The sequence below is a fragment of the Streptomyces sp. NPDC104367 genome, assembly GCF_055583825.1.
Genome location: NZ_JBVJND010000032.1, coordinates 14,813 through 38,742 on the forward strand (window position 1 = coordinate 14,813; position 23,930 = coordinate 38,742).

At 72.1% G+C, this 23,930-nt stretch carries 25 protein-coding genes; 13 read left to right on the forward strand and 12 right to left on the reverse strand.

The window, feature by feature from the left end:
* The first annotated feature begins 40 nt into the window (after positions 1–40).
* The 3 genes from ACZ619_RS35670 to ACZ619_RS35680 all read left to right on the forward strand — a co-directional run bounded on the left by ACZ619_RS35670 (position 41) and on the right by ACZ619_RS35680 (position 2,788).
* The gene (locus tag ACZ619_RS35670; protein ID WP_469608081.1) at positions 41–811 is read left to right on the forward strand and encodes a trypsin-like serine peptidase; all 771 of its coding nucleotides are present in this window, start codon (positions 41–43) and stop codon (positions 809–811) included.
* Between the two features lie 73 nt (positions 812–884).
* Positions 885–1,904 (forward strand): NlpC/P60 family protein, encoded by a 1,020-nt coding sequence (locus ACZ619_RS35675; RefSeq protein WP_469608324.1) that lies wholly within the window; start codon positions 885–887, stop codon positions 1,902–1,904.
* 191 nt (positions 1,905–2,095) lie between these two features.
* Positions 2,096–2,788, forward strand: coding sequence for a phosphatase PAP2 family protein (locus ACZ619_RS35680; RefSeq protein ID WP_469608083.1), 693 nt, complete (start codon positions 2,096–2,098; stop codon positions 2,786–2,788).
* Positions 2,789–2,812: 24 nt separating this feature from the next.
* Here the strand turns inward: ACZ619_RS35680 and ACZ619_RS35685 are convergent, their stop codons facing one another.
* Entirely contained in the window at positions 2,813–4,375 is a 1,563-nt protein-coding gene (locus tag ACZ619_RS35685; RefSeq protein ID WP_469608086.1) for an FAD-binding oxidoreductase, read from the reverse strand.
* Positions 4,376–4,736: 361 nt separating this feature from the next.
* Between ACZ619_RS35685 and pstS the strand changes: the two genes are divergently transcribed.
* The 4 genes from pstS (at position 4,737) to pstB (ending at position 8,891) form a co-directional block, all read left to right on the forward strand.
* Positions 4,737–5,867, forward strand: a complete 1,131-nt coding sequence (gene pstS / locus ACZ619_RS35690) for a phosphate ABC transporter substrate-binding protein PstS (protein WP_469608088.1) — start codon at positions 4,737–4,739, stop codon at positions 5,865–5,867.
* A 144-nt stretch (positions 5,868–6,011) separates the two neighbouring features.
* Positions 6,012–7,019 carry a phosphate ABC transporter permease subunit PstC gene (gene pstC, locus ACZ619_RS35695; RefSeq protein ID WP_469608090.1) on the forward strand — a complete coding sequence of 336 codons (1,008 nt, stop codon included), beginning with the start codon at positions 6,012–6,014 and terminating at the stop codon, positions 7,017–7,019.
* Complete coding sequence (pstA, locus tag ACZ619_RS35700; RefSeq protein WP_469608092.1) at positions 7,016–8,074, forward strand: phosphate ABC transporter permease PstA; 1,059 nt, start codon at positions 7,016–7,018, stop codon at positions 8,072–8,074. Before pstC ends, pstA begins: the two co-directional genes overlap by 4 nt.
* 40 nt (positions 8,075–8,114) lie before the next feature.
* Entirely contained in the window at positions 8,115–8,891 is a 777-nt protein-coding gene (gene pstB / locus ACZ619_RS35705; protein WP_469608095.1) for a phosphate ABC transporter ATP-binding protein PstB, read from the forward strand.
* Positions 8,892–9,215: 324 nt separating this feature from the next.
* On the opposite strand, the gene ACZ619_RS35710 is transcribed toward pstB, so the two are convergent.
* Complete coding sequence (locus ACZ619_RS35710) at positions 9,216–10,214, reverse strand: inorganic phosphate transporter (protein WP_469608098.1); 999 nt, start codon at positions 10,212–10,214, stop codon at positions 9,216–9,218.
* A 7-nt stretch (positions 10,215–10,221) separates the two neighbouring features.
* Positions 10,222–10,842 (reverse strand): DUF47 domain-containing protein, encoded by a 621-nt coding sequence (locus ACZ619_RS35715; protein ID WP_123975966.1) that lies wholly within the window; start codon positions 10,840–10,842, stop codon positions 10,222–10,224.
* 197 nt (positions 10,843–11,039) lie between these two features.
* On the opposite strand from ACZ619_RS35715, the gene ACZ619_RS35720 reads away from it, so the two are divergent.
* Positions 11,040–11,378, forward strand: a complete 339-nt coding sequence (locus ACZ619_RS35720) for a metal-sensitive transcriptional regulator (protein ID WP_469608100.1) — start codon at positions 11,040–11,042, stop codon at positions 11,376–11,378.
* A 25-nt stretch (positions 11,379–11,403) separates the two neighbouring features.
* On the opposite strand, the gene ACZ619_RS35725 is transcribed toward ACZ619_RS35720, so the two are convergent.
* The 6 genes from ACZ619_RS35725 to ACZ619_RS35750 all read right to left on the reverse strand — a co-directional run bounded on the left by ACZ619_RS35725 (position 11,404) and on the right by ACZ619_RS35750 (position 17,110).
* Positions 11,404–11,574 (reverse strand): hypothetical protein, encoded by a 171-nt coding sequence (locus tag ACZ619_RS35725; RefSeq protein WP_469608103.1) that lies wholly within the window; start codon positions 11,572–11,574, stop codon positions 11,404–11,406.
* A gap of 101 nt (positions 11,575–11,675) precedes the next feature.
* Positions 11,676–12,530: an SCO4651 family lipoprotein gene (locus ACZ619_RS35730; protein WP_469608105.1), complete on the reverse strand. Its 855-nt coding sequence runs from the start codon at positions 12,528–12,530 to the stop codon at positions 11,676–11,678.
* Between the two features lie 322 nt (positions 12,531–12,852).
* Positions 12,853–13,269: an NUDIX hydrolase gene (locus ACZ619_RS35735; RefSeq protein WP_469608108.1), complete on the reverse strand. Its 417-nt coding sequence runs from the start codon at positions 13,267–13,269 to the stop codon at positions 12,853–12,855.
* Positions 13,266–14,288 (reverse strand): CHAD domain-containing protein, encoded by a 1,023-nt coding sequence (locus tag ACZ619_RS35740; protein WP_469608111.1) that lies wholly within the window; start codon positions 14,286–14,288, stop codon positions 13,266–13,268. Before ACZ619_RS35740 ends, ACZ619_RS35735 begins: the two co-directional genes overlap by 4 nt.
* The gene (locus ACZ619_RS35745; RefSeq protein ID WP_469608113.1) at positions 14,269–16,626 is read right to left on the reverse strand and encodes an RNA degradosome polyphosphate kinase; all 2,358 of its coding nucleotides are present in this window, start codon (positions 16,624–16,626) and stop codon (positions 14,269–14,271) included. Before ACZ619_RS35745 ends, ACZ619_RS35740 begins: the two co-directional genes overlap by 20 nt.
* 214 nt (positions 16,627–16,840) lie before the next feature.
* Positions 16,841–17,110: a hypothetical protein gene (locus tag ACZ619_RS35750; protein ID WP_469608115.1), complete on the reverse strand. Its 270-nt coding sequence runs from the start codon at positions 17,108–17,110 to the stop codon at positions 16,841–16,843.
* Positions 17,111–17,319: 209 nt separating this feature from the next.
* Between ACZ619_RS35750 and ACZ619_RS35755 the strand changes: the two genes are divergently transcribed.
* Positions 17,320–17,508, forward strand: a complete 189-nt coding sequence (locus ACZ619_RS35755; RefSeq protein ID WP_469608117.1) for a hypothetical protein — start codon at positions 17,320–17,322, stop codon at positions 17,506–17,508.
* 196 nt (positions 17,509–17,704) lie between these two features.
* Here ACZ619_RS35755 and ACZ619_RS35760 read toward each other — a convergent pair whose 3' ends face one another.
* The 3 genes from ACZ619_RS35760 to ACZ619_RS35770 are packed head-to-tail and all read right to left on the reverse strand — an operon-like array spanning position 17,705 to position 20,006.
* Positions 17,705–18,694, reverse strand: coding sequence for an ABC transporter permease (locus tag ACZ619_RS35760; protein ID WP_469608119.1), 990 nt, complete (start codon positions 18,692–18,694; stop codon positions 17,705–17,707).
* A complete protein-coding gene (locus ACZ619_RS35765; protein WP_469608121.1) occupies positions 18,691–19,569 on the reverse strand; it encodes an ABC transporter ATP-binding protein in 879 nt (292 codons plus the stop codon). Before ACZ619_RS35765 ends, ACZ619_RS35760 begins: the two co-directional genes overlap by 4 nt.
* Entirely contained in the window at positions 19,566–20,006 is a 441-nt protein-coding gene (locus ACZ619_RS35770) for a GntR family transcriptional regulator (RefSeq protein ID WP_469608326.1), read from the reverse strand. Before ACZ619_RS35770 ends, ACZ619_RS35765 begins: the two co-directional genes overlap by 4 nt.
* Positions 20,007–20,117: 111 nt before the next feature.
* Here ACZ619_RS35770 and ACZ619_RS35775 point away from each other — a divergent pair, with 111 nt between their 5' ends.
* The 4 genes from ACZ619_RS35775 to ACZ619_RS35790 are packed head-to-tail and all read left to right on the forward strand — an operon-like array spanning position 20,118 to position 23,905.
* Positions 20,118–20,669: an RNA polymerase sigma factor gene (locus ACZ619_RS35775; RefSeq protein WP_469608124.1), complete on the forward strand. Its 552-nt coding sequence runs from the start codon at positions 20,118–20,120 to the stop codon at positions 20,667–20,669.
* Positions 20,666–21,517, forward strand: a complete 852-nt coding sequence (locus ACZ619_RS35780) for a zf-HC2 domain-containing protein (protein ID WP_469608126.1) — start codon at positions 20,666–20,668, stop codon at positions 21,515–21,517. Before ACZ619_RS35775 ends, ACZ619_RS35780 begins: the two co-directional genes overlap by 4 nt.
* 1 nt (position 21,518) lies before the next feature.
* A complete protein-coding gene (locus ACZ619_RS35785) occupies positions 21,519–22,379 on the forward strand; it encodes an ABC transporter ATP-binding protein (protein ID WP_469608129.1) in 861 nt (286 codons plus the stop codon).
* A complete protein-coding gene (locus tag ACZ619_RS35790) occupies positions 22,376–23,905 on the forward strand; it encodes an ABC transporter permease (protein ID WP_469608132.1) in 1,530 nt (509 codons plus the stop codon). The genes ACZ619_RS35785 and ACZ619_RS35790 overlap by 4 nt, the downstream gene beginning before the upstream one ends.
* Positions 23,906–23,930 lie beyond the last annotated feature (25 nt).

Below are 23,930 nucleotides of genomic sequence, written 5' to 3' on the forward strand. Positions count from 1 at the left end.
GGGAACCCTTTCTCACCTTCGTGGGCCACAGTGGGGGCTGATGAAGCGCACCTCACGCATCTCCGCCACCTCGCGGCGCGTCGCACTCGCCGCGGTGGTCGTGCTGGCCGCGACCTCGGCCTCGGTGGCCTCCGCCGACGACGGACCGGGTCCGTTCGGTGTGACCGCGGTGGTCGGTACGACACCGGAGAGCGCCCGGGTCGGTGCCCTGTTCGGCGCGGACAAGGCCGGCAGCCTGTCCGGCAACCACTTCTGCACCGCCTCCGTCGTGCACAGCCCGCGGCGGGACCTCGTCGTCACCGCCGCGCACTGCGTGGACGGCGACGACAGCTCCGGCCTGGTGTTCGTGCCCGGGTACCGGGACGGGCAGGCGCCGTACGGGGTGTGGAAGGTGGGCCGGCGGTACCTGCCCGACGCCTGGTCCAAGGGGCAGGACGAGGACAGCGACATAGCGTTCGCCGTCGTGGAGGAGCGGGGCGGCAAACGGGTCGAGGACGTGACCGGGGCCAACCGGTTCACCAGCGGTGTCGCCACCGGGGCCACCGCCGTGACCGTCACCGGCTACCCCGACTCCCGTGAGGTGCCGATCAGCTGCACCAACAAGCCCGTCTCCCACAGCGCCACGCAACAGCGCATCGACTGCCCCGAGTTCACCGGCGGCACCAGCGGCAGCCCCTGGGTCAACGGGGACGGCGAGGTGGTCGGGGTGCTGGGCGGGCACGAGCAGGGCGGTTCGACGGCCGACACCTCGTACAGCGTCGTGCTCGGGACGGGGTCCGCCGAGCTGTACCGGGACGCCGTGGAGGGCTGAAACGGCGTCATGCGCGCCGTCTTCCTGTGAAATAGCGCCACTCTCGGCCGAAATGGCGTTGAACAGCCCTGACATGGGGGAGGGTTGGGGCGTGCGGAAAGTTTGGGTGATCGGTGGCGCGGCGGTCGGACTCGGCCTGAGCTTCGTCATGCTGCTCGTCGTCGGGGTGTACGTCGTCGCCGGGAGCCTCACCAACGAGGTCAGCGGCGCCGGCAAGACCCTCGCCAAGGGCTCGGTGCCGGCGGCGTACTCGGCACTGGTGCAGAAGTGGGGCAACCTCTGTTCCGCCATCAACCCCGCCCTGCTCGCCGCACAGCTCTACCAGGAGAGCGGGTTCAACCCGAAGGCGCAGAGCGCGGCCGCCGCGCAGGGGATAGCGCAGTTCATCCCGGGCACCTGGGCCACCCACGGCATCGACGGCGACGGCGACGGCGACCGGGACGTCTGGGACCCGAACGACGCGATCCCGTCGGCCGCCTCCTACGACTGCCAGCTCGCCTCGTACGTCAAGGACGTCCCCGGCGACGTCTCCGAGAACATGCTCGCCGCCTACAACGCGGGGGCCTACGCGGTCATCAAGTACCAGGGTGTGCCGCCGTACAAGGAGACGCAGAACTACGTCAAGACGATCACGACGCTGGAGGAGAGCTTCGCCGCGCCGGTCAGCCGGATCTCGCCGACGAAGCAGGCCGCCGGTGCCATCGACTACGCCCAGAAGAAGCTCGGCACCCCCTACCTCTGGGGCGGCAACGGCACCGCCGCGGACGGGGGCCGGTTCGACTGTTCCGGGCTGACGAAGGCGGCGTACGCGAGCGTCGGGATCACCCTGCCGCGCGTGGCCAACGACCAGTACAACGCCGGGCCGCACCCGTCCCGCAGCGAGCTGCTCCCCGGTGACCTGGTGTTCTTCTCCACCGACCTGTCCAACTCCCGGGCCATCCACCACGTGGGCATCTACGTCGGCGGCGGGTACATGATCGACGCGCCGTACACCGGGGCGGTGATCCGCTTCGACCCGATCGACTCGGCGGACTACTTCGGTGCGACCCGGGTCACCGAAGATGGCGCGAAAGCGCTTCCCACCTCGGTGTGAACCGAGCGTGAAACCCACCCCTGAGCTGGGGAGATGGGTCTCTCTTCGATAACGTCTGAGTGATCATTCGGTGGAGGGTGGAACGTAGGGACGTAGGCCGTGCGTTCCTGTTGGCAGAGCCGACCACGGGGGTGGCAGCGAGCGGCGCACACGAGGTGCGTCCGGAACGACGACGAAGGGGCCGCAGCACGATGGCTGTACTCGCCGAATCCGGATCCAACCCCGACGTCGACCTGCTCTACGACATCAACGGTCTGGCCAAGGACGCACCGCGCTGGTTCGACCGGGTCATGGAGTTCGTCGGGGAGTACGGACTCCTGGTCGCCATGGTGCTGCTGGTGGTGTGGTGCTGGTGGTCCGTGCGCCGCCGGGGCGAGGAGGAGACCGCGCCCACGATGGCCGCGCTGGTCTGGACCCCGCTCGCCGCCGCGATCGCCGTACTCGTGAACGTTCCCATCCGGGACTTCGTCGAGCGGCCCCGGCCGTTCCTCACCCACCAGGGTCTCGACGTCCTGATCTCCGGCAAGACCGACTACTCCTTCGTCAGCGACCACGCCACGATCACCATGGCGCTGGGCGTCGGCCTCTTCGTCGCCCACCGCGGGTTCGGCCTGGCGGGGATCGGGCTGGCCCTGCTCGAAGGTTTCTGCCGCGTCTACATGGGCGTCCACTACCCGACGGACGTGGTCGGCGGCTTCGCCCTCGGCACGGCGGTCGTGCTGCTCCTGTCCCCGCTCGCCATGGCCCTGCTCACGCCGGTGATCAAGGCGGTCGAGCGCTCGCCGCGGGCGGGGTGGCTGGTGCGGGGGCCCTCGGCGGCGGTGGGGCTGGTGCCGGGGAGCCGTACGACGCTGGAGGCCGAGGAGCGTGACCTCGCGGCGTAGCCGGACCGCGAACCCCTACAGCCCCTACAGCCCCTGCGGGTAGGAGAAGAACCGCTCCGGGTCGTACCGCTTCTTCACCTTGGCCAGCCGGGTCACCGCGTCCCCGTAGTACGCCGTCTTCCAGTCCGCCAGCGTGGGGTCCGTGTAGTTCTGGTAGGCCGCGCCGGAGGCGTACGGCCGCATCGCCGTGTGGGCCGCGTCGAGCCAGGACCGCCCGCCGCTGCCGGAGGTCCCCGCGGTCCAGGACACGATGTACTGCGCCAGCATCCGCGACCGCCGGTGCACGAACGCCGTCGCCGTCGGCGAGACGCGGTTCACCGCCCCGCCGAGCGCCGTGAACGCGATGCTGCCCGCGCCGCCGCGGACGGCGGAGATCTGCCGCAGGACGGTCTGGACGCCGGCCGCGGAGAGCGAGCGGTCGAAGAAGTCGGAGCGGGCCGTGTACGTCTCGCGGCCGAGCGCGCCCTGCGGCGAGCGTCCCGGGGTCGAGCCCGGCAGGTGGCACTGGGCCTGGGCGGAGAAGGAGGAGCAGCCGGCGTAGATCTCCATCGCCTCCTCGTAGCCGTGGCGGCGCAGGGAGACGGAGGAGGCGTCGGCGCCGGCCCGGTGCGCGAGGGCGTCCACCGCGTTCTGGAGTTCGCCGTACGTGCCCATCGAGAAGCAGGCCACCGAGACGCGGGGCGTGCCGCCCGAGCCCTCCAGGTGCAGGGAGGACCAGATCTCGTCCGGCTGGGAGGGGCCCCACTCCTGCCAGGCCTTCAGGACCTGCGCCGCCTTCGCCCACGGCCAGGTCAGGTACGCCGTCACGCCCTGCGGCGCGGCATGGGTCCTGAACCGGAGCTCGGTGACGACGCCGAAGTTGCCGTTGCCCGCGCCGCGCAGCGCCCAGAACAGGTCCTGGTTGGTGGTCGCGTCCGCGACGACCTGGGTGCCGTCGGCGGTGATCAGCGTGGCCCGGGTGAGGCTGTCGCAGGTCAGGCCGTAGGCGCGGGACGCGACCCCGTGGCCGCCGCCGAGGACCAGGCCGGAGACGCCGACGGTGGGGCAGGAGCCCGCCGGGATGGTGACGCCCTTCGCCGCGAGGCCGCGGTAGACGTCGATCAGCTTGGAGCCGGCGCCGACGACCGCCGTGCCGCCGCCGACCCGGATGCGGCTGAGCCTGGAGACGTCGAGGACCAGGCGGTTGTCGCCGGAGGAGTAACCGGCGTAGGAATGGCCGCCGTTGCGGATCGAGATCTTCAGGGAGTGGGTCCGGGCGTACGACAGGGTGGTGCGGATGTCGTCCGCGTGCGCGACATAGGCCACCGCGGCGGGCCGCAGGCCGTCGAAGCGGGTGTTGTAGAGCTGGTGGGCGGTCTTCCAGGACGCGTCGCCGGGGCGGACCAGGGTGCCGTCCAAGGAGTGGGCGAGGGCGGCCCAGTTGGCCGCGGCCGCTGCGCTGGTGGTCTTCAGCGCCGTGCGAGACGATGTGGACGCGAGTGGCGTGCCGGCCGTGCGGGAGGTGGCGGCGCCACCGGAGCCGCATCCCGCCAGTGCGGTCGCCGTGAGGGCGGCCGCCCCGCCCGATATGAACGTGCGCCGTTCCATGCCCGTGCCTTTCGTCGGCTTCCGTGGGACGAGACGGCGTGCGTCGCACAGGGGTTCCCGTCCGGCGCGACGAACACGGTGACGTCGTAACGGCTGTGATGGCGAACGCCGAAGACTTGTTCGCGTAACCCGGCGGTTGGAACCTGCACGTGCCCTCACCGTGAGCGTTCCGTGACCTAACCAGGCCGACAGCAGGGGTTCACCCTCCGTTCACTTGTGCCCATCGGCGGCTTCACCTGATCTGCCTACTTTCGGCCCTACCGGTGCGGTGAGCGGCCTCTAGTTCCACGTCAGGAGGCTCTCGTCCACCACCTACTTCGCACGCCGCCGAAGGTGGCGCCTCTGGAAGGAACCCCCGAAAGTGAAGCTTCAGCGCAAGAACCGGCTGCGCGCCCTGTCTCTCGGTGCTGTCGCCGTCTCCGGCGCCCTGGCCCTTACGGCGTGCGGCTCCGACGACAACGGTGGCGGCAGCGGTTCGAGCACCGCGTCGGCCTCCTCGAACGCCAGCTCCATCAAGTGCGACGACGCCAAGGGCCAGCTGCTCGCCGACGGCTCCTCCGCGCAGAAGAACGCGATCGACGCCTGGGTCAAGAGCTTCTCCCAGGCCTGTGGTGTCCAGATCAACTACAAGGGCTCCGGCTCCGGCGCCGGTGTGACCGCCTTCACGCAGGGTCAGGTCGCCTTCGCCGGCTCCGACTCCGCCCTCAAGCCCGAGGAGGTCACCGCCTCCAAGAAGGTCTGCACCGGCGGCCAGGGCATCGACCTCCCGATGGTCGGCGGCCCGATCGCGATCGGTTACAACGTCCCGGGTGTCGACAACCTGGTTCTGGACGCGCCGACCCTCGCCAAGATCTTCGACAGCAAGATCACCAACTGGAACGACGCGGCGATCAAGAAGCTGAACCCCGACGCGAAGCTCCCGAACCTGAAGATCCAGGCGTTCCACCGCTCCGACGAGTCGGGTACGACGGACAACTTCACCAAGTACCTGATCGCCACCACCCCGGACAACTGGAAGTACTCCGGCGGCAAGGCCTGGCAGGCCAAGGGCGGCCAGTCCGCTCCGCAGTCCGCGGGTGTGGCCCAGCAGGTCAAGCAGACCTCCGGCGCCATCGGCTACTTCGAGCTCTCCTACGTCTCGGACGGCGTCAAGGCCGTCTCGATCGACACGGGTGCCAGCAAGGCCGTCGCCCCGTCGACCGAGTCCGCCACCGCCGACATCGCGGCCGCCAAGGTCGTCGGCACCGGCAAGGACCTGTCGCTCCAGCTCGACTACAACACCAAGGCCGAGGGCGCGTACCCGATCACCCTGGTGACGTACGAGATCGTCTGCGACAAGGGCAACAAGGCCGACTCGCTGACCGCGACCAAGGCGTTCCTGCGCTACATCGCCAGCGAGGACGGCCAGAAGGTCCTCTCCACGATCGACTACGCCCCCGTTCCCGACGACATCATCGCCAAGGTCCGTACCACCATCGAGGGCCTGAGCTAAAGATCCGCGAGTGCGGCCGAGTTCCGCGAGGAACCCGGCCGCACCGTCCGGTGCACCGCCGCCCGGAGCCGTACGCCCCCACAGCCGTGGCGTACGGCTCCTCCGAGCCGCCTTCCGGGGCGACTCCGCAGACCGGAGAACCCGATGGACATATCCACGCAGACGACAGACGCATCTCCCCCCACCCCCCAGCCCGGAGTGGCCGCGCACAAGCTGGAGACCCGCGGCGCCAGCCGCGTCGGTGACAAGGTCTTCCTCGGCCTCTCCCGCGGCTCCGGCATCCTGCTGCTGGTGATCATGGCCGCCATCGCGGTCTTCCTCACCTATCGCGCGTCCCTCGCGATCAGCCGGGACCACGGCAACTTCCTCACCACCTTCGAGTGGAACACCAACCTCGTTCCGCCGACCTTCGGCGTCGCGGTCCTCGCCTTCGGCACGATCGTCTCCTCGATCATCGCCATGGCCATCGCGGTCCCGATCGCGGTCGCGATCGCGCTGTTCATCACGCACTACGCGCCGCGCCGGATGGCCGGCCCGGTCGCCTACGTGATCGACCTGCTCGCCGCCGTGCCGTCCATCGTGTACGGCCTGTGGGGCGCGCTGATCCTCGTCCCGCACATGACCGGTCTGTTCGGCTGGCTCGACGAGTTCTTCGGCTGGACCGGGATCCTCTCCTGGGACGGCGGCGCGCCGCGCTCGATGCTCACCGTCGGCATCCTGCTCGCGATCATGATCCTGCCGGTCATCACCAACGTGAGCCGCGAGGTCTTCCGCCAGGTCCCGCAGATGCACGAGGAGGCCGCCCTGGCCCTCGGCGCCACGCGCTGGGAGGTCGTCCGCATGGCGGTGCTGCCCTTCGGGCGCTCCGGCGTGATCTCCGCCTCGATGCTCGGCCTCGGCCGCGCGCTCGGCGAGACGATGGCCGTCGCCACCGTGCTCTCCCCGGACTTCGACATCCACGCCAGCCTGCTCAACCCGGGCGGCGGCACCTTCGCCCAGAACATCGCCAGCAAGTTCAGCGAGGCGACCGCCGACGGCCGTGACGCGCTCATCGCCTCCGGTCTGGTCCTCTTCGTCATCACGCTGCTGGTCAACGGCGCGGCGCGCATGATCATCGCCCGCCGCAAGGAGTACTCGGGGGCCAACGCATGAGCACCGCAGCAGTCGACAGGCGCGACAGCACCCTGCGCGGTGCCAGCCTCCCCAAGTGGTCCCCGCTCGCCATCGTCGGCGGCGCCGTCGTCCTCGGCGTGGCCATCGGCCTCGTCGGCGGCCTGGACAGCAAGATCCAGTGGGGCCTGATCGCCGGCCTCCTCTACGTCCTCGGCACCTACGTCATCGCCGCCCGGGTCGAGGGCCGCCGCCAGGCCAAGGACCGCATCGCGACCTCCCTGGTCTGGGTCGCCTTCGTCGTCGCCGTGATCCCGCTGGTCTCCCTGATCTGGGTGACCATCGCGCGCGGTGTGAAGGTCCTGGACATCTACTTCCTCACCCACTCCATGGGTGTCGTCGCCGACTCCGAGCCGGGCGGCGGCGCCTACGCCGCCATCATCGGCTCCCTGGAGCAGGTCGGCCTCGCCACCCTGATCGGTGCGCCGGTCGGCATCCTCACCGCCGTCTACCTCGTCGAGTACGGGCGCGGCCGCCTCGCCAAGGCGGTCACCTTCTTCGTCGACGTCATGACCGGTATCCCGTCGATCGTCGCGGGTCTGTTCATCCTCAGCCTCATGCTGATCTTCGACATGCAGCCGTTCGGCTTCGCCGGATCGCTGGCCCTGGCCATCCTGATGATGCCGGTGGTCGTGCGCTCCACCGAGGAGATGCTCAAGCTCGTCCCGAACGAGCTGCGCGAGGCGTCCCTGGCGCTCGGCGTGCCCAAGTGGCGCACCATCCTGAAGGTGGTCCTGCCGACCTCCATCGGCGGTATCACCACCGGTGTGATGCTGGCCATCGCCCGTATCGCGGGTGAGACCGCGCCGGTCCTGCTGCTGGTGTTCGGCAACCCGTTCATCAACAACAACCCCTTCGAGGGTGCGCAGTCGTCGCTGCCGCTGTTCATCTACCAGCAGTACGCGAACAGCGCCGGTGCCAACGCGGCGTACGACCGTGCCTGGGCGGCCTCGCTCACGCTGATCGCCTTCGTGATGATCCTGAACCTGGTGGCCCGCGGCATCGCCCGCTGGAAGGCCCCGAAGACCGGTCGCTGACCGGCCTCACAGCGACCGACCGTCTGGAAGTGAAGAAGTAATGTCCAAGCGAATCGACGTAAGCGGGCTCACCGCCTACTACGGCTCCCACAAGGCCATCGAAGACATCTCGATGAACATCGAGCCGCGCACCGTCACGGCGTTCATCGGCCCCTCCGGCTGCGGCAAGTCGACGTTCCTGCGCACGCTCAACCGCATGCACGAGGTCACCCCGGGCGGGCGCGTCGAGGGCAAGGTGCTCCTCGACGACGAGAACCTGTACGGCGCCAGCATCGACCCGGTGGCGGTGCGCCGCGAGGTCGGCATGGTGTTCCAGCGTCCGAACCCGTTCCCGACGATGTCGATCTTCGACAACGTGGCCGCGGGGCTGAGGCTGAACGGCAGCTTCAAGAAGAGCGAGCTCGGCGACATCGTGGAGAAGTCGCTCAAGGGCGCGAACCTCTGGAACGAGGTCAAGGACCGCCTGAACAAGCCGGGCTCCGGTCTCTCCGGCGGTCAGCAGCAGCGGCTGTGCATCGCCCGCGCGATCGCGGTCGAGCCGAAGGTCCTGCTCATGGACGAGCCCTGCTCCGCCCTGGACCCGATCTCGACCCTCGCCATCGAGGACCTCATCGGGGAGCTGAAGGAGCGCTTCACGATCGTCATCGTGACGCACAACATGCAGCAGGCGGCGCGGGTCTCCGACCGTACGGCGTTCTTCAACCTCGCGGCGGTGGGGCAGCCGGGCAAGCTGATCGAGATCGACGACACGGAGCGGATCTTCTCCAACCCGTCCGTCCAGGCCACGGAGGACTACATCTCCGGTCGCTTCGGCTGAGCCGAGGTCTCCACGGACCCCTCGCGGTGCTGCATGGCGGTGCCACCGCGAGGACGCAAAGGGCCCGCCCCTGGCTCCCGGGGGCGGGCCCGCGTTTTCGTTTTCCGTCCGCCCGTCCATCTGACCCGGTTCCCCGGAGCGGTGGGGCCGAGGCCGGGATTCCCCGGGCGGCGGTGTGCGGGGCGGGGCGGGCGGGCAGCGGGTGCGGTCGGTCCCGTCGTACGGCGGCCGCGGCCCCGCCGTGGTCACCCGCGCAGAGTTCCCCGCGTCCCTGGGGGTGTCCGGCCCTCGGCGCCGCCCTGTGGCCGGATCCCGGCCCCGTCTCTACAGGAAGGCCAGGTCGACCAGGCCGAAGGAGGCCGCTGCCACCAGGGCCGCTGCCGGCATCGTGATGAACCAACCCAGGACGATGTTCTTGGCCACGCCCCAGCGGACCGCGTTGACGCGCTTGGTCGCGCCGACGCCCATGATCGCGGAGGTGATGACGTGGGTGGTGGAGATCGGCGCCTTGAAGAGGAACGCCGTGGTGAACATGATCGACGCACCGGTGGCCTCCGCGGCGAACCCCTGCGGCGGATCGAGCTCGATGATCTTGCGCCCCAGCGTCCGCATGATGCGCCAGCCGCCGGCGTACGTGCCGAGCGACAGCATCAGCGCGCAGACGATCTTGACCCAGACCGGGATCGGGTCCCCGTACGTCTCGTGGCCGGAAATCACCAGTGCCATGACGACGACGCCCATCGTCTTCTGGGCGTCCTGGAGACCGTGGCCGAGGGCCATGCCCGCCGCCGAGACGGTCTGGGCGATACGGAAGCCGCGCTTCGCCTTGTGCGGGTTGGAGCGCCGGAACAGCCACATGATGGCCGCCATGACCAGGTAACCGAGGACCAGACCGACGACCGGCGACAGGAACATCGGGATGATGACCTTGTCGACGACGCCGTTCCAGAGCACCGTCGTACCGCCCGCAAGCGCCGCGCCCACCAGGCCGCCGAACAGCGCGTGCGAGGAGGACGAGGGGAGCCCGAAGTACCAGGTGACGAGGTTCCAGACGATCGCGCCGACGAGCGCCGCGAACAGGATCGCCATGCCCTGCGAGCCCTCGGGCGTCTCGATCAGGCCCTCACTGACCGTCTTGGCGACCCCGGAGCCGAGGAACGCGCCGCCGAGGTTCATCACGGCGGCCATGGCCAGCGCGGCCCGCGGCGTGAGCGCCCGCGTCGACACCGACGTGGCGATGGCGTTCGCCGAGTCGTGAAAACCGTTCGTGTACGTGAAGAAGAGCGCGACCAGGATGGTCACGATGAGCGCGAAGGTGTCCATCGACGGCTCAGGACTCCTTGACGGCGATGGTCTCCACCGTGTTCGCCACGTGCTCGAACGCGTCCGCGGCCTCTTCGAGGACGTCCACGATCTGCTTGAGCTTCAGCACCTCGATGGCGTCGTACTTGCCGTTGAAGAGGTGCGCGAGAAGCTTGCGGTGGATCTGGTCGGCCTGGTTCTCCAGCCGGTTGACCTCGATCCAGTACTCGGTGAGGTTGTCCATCGTGCGCAGGTTGGGCATGGCCTCGGCGGTCAGGTCGGCGGCCCGCGCCAGCACCTCGATCTGCTGCTCGACGCCCTTGGGCAGTTCCTCGACGTTGTAGAGGACGACCAGGTCGACGGCCTCCTCCATGAAGTCCATGATGTCGTCGAGGGAGGACGCGAGGGAGTAGATGTCCTCGCGGTCGAACGGCGTGATGAACGAGGAGTTCAGCTGGTGGAAGATCGCGTGCGTGGCGTCGTCACCTGCGTGTTCCGCTGCCCGCATACGCTCTGCGATCTCGGCCCGGGCAGACGCGTCCGCCCCGAGCAGTTCCATCAGGAGTTTCGAGCCCGTGACGATGTTGTCCGCGGAAGCGGCGAACATGTCGTAGAAGCTCGTCTCCCTGGGGGTCAGACGAAAGCGCACTTGGGGTCCTCGGTATGCATGGGTTTCGGTCAGGCTGATGCTAAGCGCATCATCCGGCCACGGCTAATGGGCCGCCCTCCAGTTTCGCCCATCGGGCAAGTTGATCAGCACGGGGGCGTCCCGAGGGCCCTATACCCAGCAAAGTTCGTTACCATATACCCACTAGGGGTATATGTCTCGACGATGCGGAGGACGCGATGACGACCACCGAGGCCGGCGCCACCACGCCCTCCGGAAGCGGAACCCAGCCGACCACCCACGGCTACCACAAGCAGAAGGCCGAGCACCTCAAACGGCTGCGCCGGATCGAGGGCCAGATCCGGGGCCTGCAGCGGATGGTCGACGAGGACACCTACTGCATCGACATACTCACGCAGGTGTCCGCCTCCACGAAGGCGCTCCAGTCCTTCGCCCTGCAGCTCCTCGAGGAGCACCTGCGCCACTGCGTCGCCGACGCGGCGGTCAAGGGCGGCGACGAGATCGACGCGAAGGTCGAGGAGGCCACGGCCGCGATCGCGCGGATGCTGCGGACCTGACCGCCGGGCGGCCCGTCGGCCGGCCTCAGCGGGCCTCGCGCTCCTCGGCCACCCTCAGCACCTCGTCGATGCTCTCCAGGCTCAGCCGGTCCTCGGCGGCCGACGCGGCGATGATCAGCTCTCCGCACAGCTCGATCTCGGCGAGGGCCACGTGGTCCTGAACTGCCGTACCGCCGACCGGAGCCACGTGCGTCACCTCTTCTCTGCCGTCACCGGCTTCCTAGAGTAGGCAGCGGTCTACACAACGCGCATGGCACGGACGGGCTAGTTCACAGGTTGTACAGAGCCGATCCCGGACTAGTGCGTTGGCTGGTTCTCGGCGATCCGGCCCGCGTAGATGTCCCGCGGGCGCGGCAGCTTCACGTCCACGGAGGTGCCGAAACCGTACAGCAGCGTCGTCGAGGCGACCGCCACGGTGTCCTTGCTGCTGTCGTTGACGAAGCTGAAGCGCTCGCGCAGCTTGCGGATACGGCCCTGGTCGTCGAGGTACACGTCGAACGGGACCTCGGCCGTGGCGAACCCCTTCGCGGCCGCGGCCAGCGAGGGCCTGTTGCCGGCGGAGGCCGAGCGGGCGGCGGCCGCGAGGTCGGCGACGCCCCGGTAGTGCCGGACCGCCGTCCCGGCCAGTTCGGTCCTGCCCACGTACGTCGCGGTGCGGGTGCCGCGCAGCAGCTCGGCCGCCGCGAACGGGTCGGTCGCGCCGCCGGTGACCAGGTTGCCGTCGGAGAGGGCCGCCGTCTCCACCCGGACCCACTTGTCGGCGGGCACCCCGGCGCCCCTGTTCTTCATGAACAGCGCGCCCGGGGCGAGGAGTTCGGTGATCGGGCGGTGCTCGGAGGTGCCGGCGGGGTCCTGCGGGAGCACGACCGTGAGCCGGCCGAGCTGGGCGCGGTAGTCGTAGCCGCCCCTGCCGCGGATGGTGACCCGGGTGCCGCCGGTCGCCATCTCCATCGACGTGGTCGCCCCGGAGGTGCCGGTGCCGCGCAGGGTGTCGGGCGCGCGGGTCAGGACGGTGACCGCGTCGTCCGCGGTGCTGCCGCTGGCGCCCTCGGCCGTGGCGCCGCCGCAGCCGGTGGCGCCGACGCCGAGGCCGACCACGAGCCCCACCGTGACGGCCGTCTTTCCCGCGCGCCTGTGCTGCCGCCGATCCATCGCCTGCCTACCCCCAGCCGGTACGTCCGTCACGGGCCCCCTGTCGTTCGGGTTAACGAGGGCTGGGTGGGGCCGTCACGCATACCGGCCCTTTACCCGCCCTGGGTAACGTTGTCCGGGTGACGCAGGAGGACGGTTCCGGGCGGGCCCTGCAGGGGGCGGAACACGACGCGGGCACGGTTGAGCAGGGGCGGTTCTGTTTCGCCCGGTGCACGTGCGGGTGGCGGGGGCCGGCCCGCAGGGCGAGAAGTCTCGCGCGGGCCGACGCGGAGGGGCACGTGGCCGGGGGGTGAGCGCCCCGCGCCCGCCCTGCCGAGGAGGCTCAGGGCGTGTTGTGCAGCGAGGCCAGCAGTTCGTCGACCAGCTCGGCGTCTCGCGGCTGGGTGAGCCGTCGCTGGGCCTGGGCCGGGCGCAGCCACAGGACGCGGTCCACCTCGCGGTTCGGGGTGAAGCGGCCCTCCGTCGCCTCCGCGGCCCAGTAACGGACCTCCTTGGGGCGGCCGTTGGCGTAGTAGTGGGCGGTGGAGAGCGCGCCGCCGAGGACGGCCGTGCAGCCCGTCTCCTCCTCGACCTCGCGCAGCGCGCCCGCGGCCGCGTCCTCGGCGCGCTTGAGCTTGCCCTTGGGGTGGGACCAGTCGTCGTACTTGGGGCGGTGGACGAGGCAGATCTCCAGGTCGCCGTCGACCGGTGAGCGGCGCCACAGGACGCAGCCCGCCGCCAGCACCGGGGTGTCGTTCACACGGCCTCCAGCGACTGCTTCTGCCACGCCTGCTGGAAGGCGAACCGGGCCGCCTCGACCTCGTGCCGCTGGTCGGCGTGGAGCACGCCGAGGGCGTAGGCCGTCGCCGGGGCGATCCGCGGGGTGCGGGCCGCCGAGGCGGCCGCGGCGGCGGCCTCCGAGGCGTCCCGGTGCCGGTTGAGGGCCTGGCCGGCCGTGAGCAGCCGTACGTCCACCGGGGCGTTCCCGCCGCACAGCACCTCGCGGGCGTAGCGGTGCAGCCGCAGCAGGAGGCGGACCTGGTGCCAGGGGCCGTCCTGGGGATGCGGGGCGGGGTCCGGGGACAGGCCGTGGACCAGGGCCTCCGCGTTGTACGGGTGGCCGGCGGTGACCAGCGGCAGGGCCGTGATCGCGTCGGTGAGGCGCTCCTCGGCGGCCTCCGCCTGCGGGCGCAGGTCGGCGGTGGGGGCCGCGGCGGTGAGCGGGACCTCGCTGGCCAGGACCGCGACCTTGTCGGCGACCGCGTGGAAGCGCGAGGAGCCGAGGGCCTGGAGGGCCGTGGAGTGGGCCCGGGTGCGGGCGAGGGTCAGCTGGCGGTCGAGCAGGGCGCCCGCCTTCGCCGCGCCCACGGTGAGGCTGCCGCGCTCGGGCACCGCGTCCGAAGTGGCCTGGCTGGGCAGGGACGTCGAGCCGGAGAGCCGGTGCAGCGCCAGCAACAGGCGCTCCAGCCGGGCCTCGTAGGCGTGCTCAAGGCCCAGGGTGCCCGACAGCCAGGCCAGTTCGGGGCGGATCTCCTCGGACCAGTCGGTGTCGAGGTGCGGCCGGAAGGTGTGCAGGCTGCCGCTGATGCGCCGGGCCGACCGGCGCAGGGCGCGGGCCGCGTCGACGGACGCCTCCGCCGCGCCGGCCGTCCCGGTCTCCCGGTGCAGGCGCAGCGCGCGGAGGAACTCCGTGGCCTGGGCGCGCAGGTACGCCGCGAGGGCGTCCCCGGTGACCGCCCCGGCCGCGGGGTCCGTCGGTTCAAGGTGTTGCTGTGCCACGCCGGCGCCTCCGGGCGTCTATGAGCGTCTCCTGGATGTTGCGCAGCGGCTGTCCGTCGGCGTCGGTCGCGTGCCGCGTCCATTCACCGTCCGGGCCCAGGTGCCAGGAGGAGGTGGAGTCGGACATGCCGCTTTCGAGGAACCGGTTGAGCGTGGCCCGGTGGGCCGGGTCGACGACCCGGACCAGGGCCTCGATCCGGCGGTCGAGGTTGCGGTGCATCATGTCGGCGCTGCCTATCCACACCTCGGGTTCGCCGCCGTTGCCGAAGGAGAAGAGCCGGGAGTGCTCCAGGAAGCGGCCGAGGATCGACCGGACCCGGATGTTCTCCGAGAGCCCGGCGACGCCGGGGCGGATCGCGCAGATGCCGCGCACCCAGACGTCGACCGGCACGCCCGCCGTGGACGCGCGGTAGAGGGCGTCGATGATCGCCTCGTCGACCATCGAGTTGACCTTGATGCGGACGAACGCGGGGCGGCCGGCCCGGTGGTGCTGTATTTCCTTCTCGATCCGCGCGACCAGTCCGTCGCGCAGCGACTTGGGGGCCACCAGCAGGCGGCGGTACGTCTCCCGGCGGGAGTAGCCGGAGAGGCGGTTGAACAGGTCGGACAGGTCCGCGCCGACCTGCGGGTCGGAGGTGAGCAGGCCGAGGTCCTCGTACAGGCGCGCGGTCTTCGGGTGGTAGTTGCCGGTGCCGACGTGGCTGTAGCGCCGGAGCGTGTCGCCCTCCTGGCGGACCACGAGCGACAGCTTGCAGTGGGTCTTGAGGCCCACCAGGCCGTAGACGACGTGGCAGCCGGCCTCTTCCAGGCGTTTGGCCCACTTGATGTTGGCGTGCTCGTCGAAGCGGGCCTTGATCTCGACCAGGACGAGGACCTGCTTGCCGGCCTCGGCGGCGTCGATGAGCGCGTTGACGATCGGGGAGTCGCCGGAGGTCCGGTACAGGGTCTGCTTGATCGCGAGGACGTCCGGGTCCTCGGCGGCCTGCTCGACGAAGGCCTGCACGGAGGTGGAGAAGCTGTCGTACGGGTGGTGCAGCAGGACGTCCCGCTCGCGCAGCGCGGCGAATATGTCGGGCGCGGAGGCGGACTCCACCTCGGCGAGGTCGCGGTGGGTGCCGGCGATGAACTTGCGGTACTTGAGCTCCGGCCGCTCCAGGCTCGCGATGCGGAAGAGGCCGGTGAGGTCGAGGGGGCCGGGCAGCGGGTAGACCTCGGCCTCGGAGATCTTCAGCTCGCGGACCAGCAGGTCCAGCACGTCACGGTCGATGGACTCCTCGACCTCCAGGCGGACCGGCGGCCCGAAGCGGCGCCGCATGAGTTCCTTCTCCAGGGCCTGGAGCAGGTTCTCTGCGTCGTCCTCCTCGACCTCCAGGTCCTCGTTCCGGGTGAGGCGGAAGGCGTGGTGCTCCACCACCTCCATGCCCGGGAACAGTTCCTCCAGGTGGGCGGCGATGACGTCCTCGATGGGGACGTAGCGGCCCGGGGAGCTCTCCAGGAAGCGGGACAGCAGCGGCGGCACCTTGACCCGGGCGAAGTGCTTGTGGCCGCTGACCGGGTTGCGCACGACGACGGCCAGGTTCAGGGAGAGGCCGGAGATGTACGGGAACGGGTGCGCGGGGTCCACGGCGAGCGGGGTGAGGACCGGGAAGATCTGGTGCCGGAAGAGGGTGAAGAGCCGCGCCTGCTCCTTCTCCGTCAGCTCGGCCCAGCGGACCAGGTGGATGCCCTCCTCGGCGAGCGCGGGGGCGACGTCCTCGTGGTAGCAGGCCGCGTGCCGGGCCATCAGCTCGCGGGAGCGGGCCCAGATCATCTCCAGCACCTCGCGGGGCTGGAGGCCGGAGGCGGACCGGGTGGCCACGCCGGTGGCGATGCGGCGCTTCAGGCCCGCCACCCGGACCATGAAGAACTCGTCCAGGTTGCTGGCGAAGATCGCCAGGAAGTTCGCGCGCTCCAGCAGGGGCGTGTTCGGGTCCTCGGCGAGTTCCAGGACCCGCTCGTTGAACGCGAGCCAGCTGCGCTCCCGGTCGAGGAAGCGTCCTTGGGGCAGCCGGTCCCCGTCGGCCTGCGACTCCTCGTAGGCGTCGAGGTCCGCGTCGATGTCGGGTTCCAGGTCGGAGACCGCGGCGGCCACCGTGTGCGGGCGGTGCGCTGCGATGGAGCCCACGGAGGGCTGTGCGTGCTGGACCTCGGCCGCCTGGGCGTTCTGCTGACTCATGACCCCATTCTTCCGCGCCCGGAGCGTTGCGGGCGCGTCGGAACGTGCGGGTGGGAGATGCACGACCCGGTTTCCCGCGGACCCCTCGGGGGGCGGCGAAGGCTCTGGCACGGCGGGCTTCATTGGCTGAGCGTCGCAAGTCCGTCTGAACCGATGGTTACGAAGACATGGCGTGCGGGATAGCGGGCGGCGGCTCGCGGACGTCCGTGACCGGCCGCCGGCCCGTGTCGCGGTCACGAAAGCGACGATCGGGTACGTCCTTCACCCCGCCTTCACCCGACGGAGGGACGCACGGGCTCGACGCTCCCGCACCGGACCCGTCGGCGCAAGGGCGGGTTCACGCCGGGGCCGGCGTGTGCCGCCTGAGGAGACGGAAGGAGAGCAGTACGGCGAGGGCGGTGACGGCGAGGAGGACCGCCGTCTCGGTGAGGTGCAGGGGCCAGTAGTGCGAGGGGGGCTGGTAGACGGCGAACCGGCCGTCGGCGTTCTCGCCCTCGTGCACGAGCCAGACGGTGTCCGGCACGTCGAACGCGCCGGGCCCGGTGCGGGTCAGGGTGGGCCACAGCCGCGGGCGGTAGTTCGTCAGTGCCGCGTTGAGCAGCCACATCGCCGCGGTGGCCGCGCCGAGCGCGGCCAGCGTGCGGCGCAGCAGCAGCGCGGTGAGGGTGCCGACGGCCCAGCGCGCACAGGCCGTACGCGACGAGCAGCGGGCCGCGGGCGATGAACGCGGTGGTCTCGGTCCAGTCCTGTTCGATCAGGTCAGGGTGGGCCGCGAAGGCCCAGTGGAACACCAGGAACAGGACGGTGCCGCCCGCGGTGACCGCCAGGGCGGGCAGCGCCAGCTTCGCGGTCAGCCAGCGGACCGGGGTGATGCCCTGGGTCCAGGCCAGCCGTGCGGTCCCGGACTCCAGTTCGCGGCCGATCAGCGCTCCGCCCGCGAAGGCGGCGACGGCCAGGAAGGCGTGGCCGACGAGGGTGCTCGCCCAGATCATCCGGAGCGGGTAGGTGAGGCCCGCGGTGGTGCAGTCGCCGGTGTCGTCGGCGCAGGGCAGTCCCTGGAGGGCCGGGTCGTTCGCGGTGACCTCGGTCAGCCACACCAGCCAGCCGCTCATCCCCACGACGAACACGGTCCAGGTCAGCAGGGCCGGCCGGTGCAGCCGCAGCACGGTCCGGGACAGGCCGCCGGCCGGGGCGGGGGCGCTCATCGGGCGGCCGTCCCACCGGTGAGCCGGCGCAGGACCAGGAAGCAGGCGAGGGTCAGCAGGGCGGTCACGGCGAGAAGCAGGGCGGTGGTGGTGAGCTGGAGCGGCCAGTAGTGGGAGTGGGGGTGGTACGTGATGTAGTACCCGACCGCGTCGACCTTCTGCGCCGCCGTACGGCACTGCTCGTACACGTAGTCGCCGCAGCCCGGGTCGGCCACGTGGGCGCCGTCGGAGGTGACCAGGCCCGAGTCGACGACGATGCCGGAGCCGCCGTAGCCGTGTTCGAGGCTGGTGACCGTGGTGACGGCCGGCCACAGGCGGGGCATCAGCTGCTGGACGGCGATCCAGACCGCGCCGGTCCCGAGCAGGGCGACGGCCAGGGCGGGCAGGGTGCGGCGCAGCAGCAGGCCCGCCAGGGCGCCCGTGGCCAGGCCGGCCAGGGACAGGGCGACGACACTGGGGCCGTTGGTGTGGAAGGTCCACACGTCGTACCAGGTCTTGGCGGTGTCGATGCGGCCGTGGCCCGCGGTCCAGGCCAGGTGGTGCAGCCAGGCCAGCGACCCCGTCGCGGCGGCGATCACGGCGGCCGGGACCGCCAGCCGGACGGCCAGCCAGCGGGCCGGGGCGGTGGCCTGGGTCCAGGCGAGGCGGGCGGTGCCGGACTCCAGCTCCCGGCCGGTCAGCGCGCCGCCCGCCCACGCGGCGACCAGGAAGGGGACCGCGGACAGGGCCAGGGTGGCGTAGTCGTACGCGTCCTTGTAGCGCAGGATCGCGGCCTGGTCGTACACGCACTTGGCGGTGATGCCGCAGGCGTCGTACTGGCGCCAGCCGTCGGCGGCCGCGTCGAGCAGCGGGCCGTGCAGCAGGAGCAGCAGGACGGCGGTGCCGAGGGCGAGGACCGTCCAGGCGGACAGCGCCGGGCGGTGCAGCCGCAGCAGCCAGCGGGTGAGGTGCGGCCGGGCGGACGCGGCCGTGGTCGGGGCGGTCATACGGCGGCCCCGGTGGCGGTCAGGGCCGGGGCGGCGGGGTTGCGGAGGTGGGCGAGGACCAGTTCCTCCAGGGTCGGGGTGCCGGGGTGCCAGTCGGCGGGCAGCGGGCCGGCCGGCCGGAGCAGGGCGCTGACCTGGCGGCCGGCGGTGCGGGACTCCACCACGGTGTGCGGGGCGAGGTCGGTGTCGGCGGGGGCGCTCACCCGGGTGTGGGCGGCGAGCAGTTCGTCGATCTCGCCGGCCAGCCGGACCCGGCCGCCGCCGACCAGCAGCAGGTGGTCGCAGGAGTCCTCCAGCTCGGCGACCACGTGCGAGGACATCGCGATGGTGGTGCCGTGCTGGGCGGCCTGCGCCATCAGCACGCCCATCAGCTCGTGCCGGGCCAGCGGGTCGAGGTCGGCCATCGGCTCGTCCAGGAGCAGCAGTTCGGGCCGCTTGCCGAGGGTGAGGGCGAGCGCGACCCGGGTGCGCTGGCCGCCGGAGAGGGAGCGGACCCGGGCACGCGGGTCCAGGTCGCCGGCGGCGACGATCCGCTCGGCGGTGGCCGCGTCCCAGCGCCCGGGGTTGAGGTCGGCGCCCATCCGGAGCGTCTCGGCGACGGTGAGCTGCGGGTACAGCGGCTTGTCCTGGGCGACGTAGCCGACCCGGGCGCGGGCGGCGGCCGGGATGGTGCCGAGGACGGTCAGCTCGCCCTCGGTGGCGCCCAGCAGACCGGCGGCCAGGGCGAGCAGGGTGGACTTGCCCGCCCCGTTGGGGCCGACGACGGCGCACACCCGTCCGGCGGGCAGTAGGAAGCCGCATTCGCGCAGCGCCCAGGCCCCGCGCCTGCCGAACCGTCTGCCGAGTGCGGACGCCGCTATCGCGGTGTCGGTCATGAGGGGTCTCCCTGTACTTGCTCTGCGGTCTGTGCCTGCTCTGCGGCCCGTGCCTGTTCCGGGGGCCGGAAGTGCTTCTCCAGGGCGGCGGTGAAGAGCGCGGCCACGTCGTCCCGGTCGAGGCCGGCCGCCCGGGCCCGGAGCGCCCAGCCGTCCAGCTCCCCGCCGAGCGGGGAGTCGGCGGGGGCGGTGCCCAGGGCGCGCTTCACGAAGGTGCCCAGGCCGCGCCGGGCCTCGACCAGTCCCTCGCGTTCCAGCTCCCGGTAGGCCTTCAGCACCGTGTTGGGGTTGATGGCGGTGGCCTCGACCACCTCGCGGGCCGTGGGCAGCTTGTCGCCGGGCCGCAGGTGGCCCAGGCGCAGCGCCTGTTTGGTCTGCTGGACGATCTGGACGTAGGTGGCGACGCCGGAGCGCCGGTCGATGCGGTACTCGACCACCCGTTCCATCACCCTTTCACTAATTGAGTAGTGAAAGGGTGATGGAAGATTGCCGGCAAAGTCAAGCCGGGATCCGTGAACCGGTCGGCGGGGCCGGTCCGATGAGGGGACGTGAGCGGAACGAGAAGCGACGGAGAGCTGCTGCGCGCGGTCGCGGCCGACTCGGACCGGCGCGCCTTCGAGGAGCTGTACCGGCGGTACGCGCCGTGGCTGACCGCGCGGCTGCGCGGCCGGTGCGCCGATCCGGCGGTCGTCGACGACGTCGTGCAGGAGACGTTCCTCGCGGTGTGGCGGGGGACCGCCCGCTACCGCGCGGACGTCGAGGGCGCCGACGCGGCCGGCTGGCTGTGGCGGATCGGGTCGCGGCGGCTGATCGACGCGGTGCGCGGCGACGGCGCCCGGGGCCGGCTGCGGCAGGCGCTGGCCCGGCTGCGCCACCGGGACGAGGCCTCGGCGGAGGAACGCGTGCTCGCGGGGGTGGAGCACGGGGACCTCGCCGGGGCCCTGGTCCGGCTCTCGCCGGAGCTGCGGGCGGTCCTCCAGGCGACGGTGATCGACGGGCTGACCACCCGGGAGGCGGCGGTCCTGCTCGGCATCCCGCCGGGGACGGTCAAGACACGGGCGATGCGGGCGCGCAAGCAGCTGCGGGAGGAGTTGGCATGACGGACACCGAAGCCCCGGGGAGCGGCTGGCACGTCGCGGAGGAGGACCTGCGGGCGTACGCGCGCGGCGAGCTGGCGCCGCCGCTGCTGTGGTCGGCCGACACCCACGTCGGCTCCTGCGCCCGGTGCCGGCAGGCGCTGGCCGCGGTCTGCGACCCGGCCGCGCTGGACGCCGGCTGGGACCGCCTGGACGCCGAACTGGACGTGCCCCGGCCCGGCCGGGGCGAACGGCTGCTGGTGCGCGCCGGCGTCGCCGAGCACACCGCGCGGCTGCTGACCGCGACCCCGGTCCTGCGCCGCTCCTGGCTGGCGTCGGTCGCGTTCGTCCTGGCGGCCACGGTCCTGGTGGTGCACGCGGTGGACGGACCGGCCCTGTTCCTGGCGCTGGCCCCGCTCCTCCCGCTGGCCGCGGTGGCGCTGTCGTACGGGCCGGTCCTGGACCCGGTGTACGAGATCGCCGCGGTCGCCCCCACGCACGGCTTCCGGCTGCTGATGATCCGGACGGTGGCCGCGCTGACCGCCTCGCTGGGCCTCAACACCCTCGCGGCGCTGGCCCTCCCGGGCTACGGGCTGCTCGCCTTCGGCTGGCTGCTGCCCGCCCTCGCGCTCACCGCGGCCGGTCTCGCGCTCTCCGCCCGGCTGGGCCCGCTGCTCGGCCCCGGCCTGGTCGGCGGCGGGTGGCTGCTGCTGATGGCGGTGGCGGCGCTGCACCCGGCCCACACGCCGGTCGCGTTCACCGCGGCCGGGCAGTCGGCGGCCGCCGCGCTGGCAGCCCTCGCCACCTTCCTGCTGCACCAGGCCCGCGACCGCTTCGACGCGAAGCCCCACCGAACCTTCCCTGGAGTCTGAGTTGACCACCACCGTCTCCGCCGCGGGCCTCACCCTGCGCTACGGCGGCACCCCGGCCCTCGACGGCGTCTCGCTGCGCCTCACCGACGGCGTGACCGGCCTGCTGGGCCCCAACGGCGCCGGGAAGACCACCCTGTTGAAGGTCCTGGCCACGGCCGTGCCGCCGGACGCGGGCGGCTTCACGGTGCACGGCGAGGACCCGTCCGCCCCGGCCGGCCGCCTGGCCGTCCGCCGCACCCTCGGCTACCTGCCCCAGACCCCCGGCTTCCACCCGGACTTCACGGCCTTCGAGTTCGTCGACTACGTGGCCGTCCTCAAGGAGCTGACCGGCCGGACCGAGCGCCACCGCGAGGTGCGGCGCGTCCTGGACCAGGTCGGGCTCGCGGACGTCCGGGGGCGCCGCATCAAGCGGCTGTCCGGCGGGATGCGCCAGCGGGTGGCGCTGGCCGCGGCCCTCGTGGGCGGCCCCCGGTTCCTGGTCCTGGACGAGCCGACGGTCCACCTCGACCCCGAACAGCGCATGCGCTTCCGGGAACTGATCGCCGAGGCGGGGGAGGGGCGCACGGTGCTGCTCTCCACCCACCAGACCGAGGACGTGGCGATGCTCTGCCACCACGTGATCGTCCTGGCGGGCGGCCGGGTCCGCTTCGACGGCACCCCGGCCGAGCTGACCGCCCGCGCGGCGGGACGGGTGTGGACCGGCACGGAACGCGCCCCGGGCGCACGGGCGGGCTGGCGCACCGGCACCGGGGCCTTCCGCAACGTGGGCGATCCGCCGCCCGGCGCCGACCTGCTCGAACCGACCCTGGAGGACGGCTATCTGCTGGTCCTCGACGAGCGGGACACGGAGGCGGCGGCATGACGACGACACCCGTGGGGCCCGCGGAACCGGCCGAACCGACCGTCCGCGCGGACCGCCCCCCGGCGTCGGTGCTGGCCCTCGCGGTGTTCGAGGCCCGCCAACTCGCCCTCCAGATACCGGTCGCGCTGTTCACCCTCGTGTATCTCGCCTACACCGGCTACGAGTTGTTCGGCCGGGACGAGGGCATGGACGCGTACCCGGTCCTGCACGACGCGGACCGGGCCACCCAGGCGGGCCCCTTCCTCTTCGCGGTGGCCGTGCTGGTGTGCACGCACCGGGCGGCGCTGCTGAACCGGCGGCGCGGTCTGGAGGAGCAGTTCTCGGTCCTCGTCATGCCGGCGCCGCGCCGCACCCTGGCGCACGCCCTGTCGGTGGTGCCGTTCGCGGCGGGTGTGGGCCTGGTGGCGCTGGTCCAGTTCGGGTGGGCGGCGCTCAGGCCGGGCGCGGTGGGCCACGGCTCGCCGGCCGAGCTGGCGGTGGCGCCGCTGACCATGCTGCTGTGCGGGACGCTCGGGGTGCTGCTGGCGCGGGTGGCGCCGTTCCCGGCGGCACCGGTGCTGCTCGTGGCCGTGGTGCTGGTCGTGCAGAGCCTGCTGCCGGAGCACCACGGGGTGCGGTGGCTGTGGCCGACGGTCCTGGAGAACGGCGGTACGCCCGTCCCCGGTGAGCTGCTGGGCCGCCCGGCGGGCTGGCACGTGCTGTACCTGGCCGGGCTGACGGTGCTGGCGGCCTCGGCGGCGGTGCTGGTGGCGGGCGGCAGGGCCCGTGCGCTGAAGGCGGTGACGGCGGTGGCGCTGGCCGCGACGGTGGCGGGGGTGGCCGGGCAGACGCCGGCCGGTTCGGCCTCGCTCCGGGCGGCGCGGCGGGCGGAGGCGGACCATCCGCAGAAGTACCAGACCTGCGTCGAGCGCGACGGCTCCCGCTACTGCGCGTACCCGGACTGGAAGGGCTGGACCGCGGACTGGGCGGCGGTGGTCCGCCGGGTCCGCTCGGAGGCGGGCGGTGACGCGGCCACGGCCCGGCTGACCGTGCGCCAGCGCATCGAGGCGGTCGACGACCTGAGCACGGACGCCACCCTGCCGGTGAGCGCGGCCCGCGGCACCGTCACGGTCGGCACCCAGTGGGGCGGCAACCGGGTGCCCGAGTTCGCGGTCGGGGTGGCCAGGGTCCTGGTGGCGGGCAGCGAGCGCAGGGCACAGGACGTCTGCGACGCCCGCGCGGTGACGACGATGTGGCTGGCCCTGGCCACCGACCCCACCCCGGAGGACACCTTCCGGCACCTGCGCATCGACGACAGCCTCCAGGGCTCGGGCGTGGTCCTCACCCCGGACGGCGGGAGCATGTCGGTCACCGCCCGGCAGACCACGGTCGTCCGCGAGCTGCTGAGGGAGCCGCACGAGGAGATCGCGGCCCGGGTGAGGTCCCACTGGACGGAGCTCACGGCGGCGGGCACCACGGTGGCGGAGGCGGCCCGGCTGCTCGGGGTGAAGGCACCGGAGGGAGCGGACGAATGCCCGCAGGGCTGACGGGCCCGGCCCCGGCCGCCGCCCC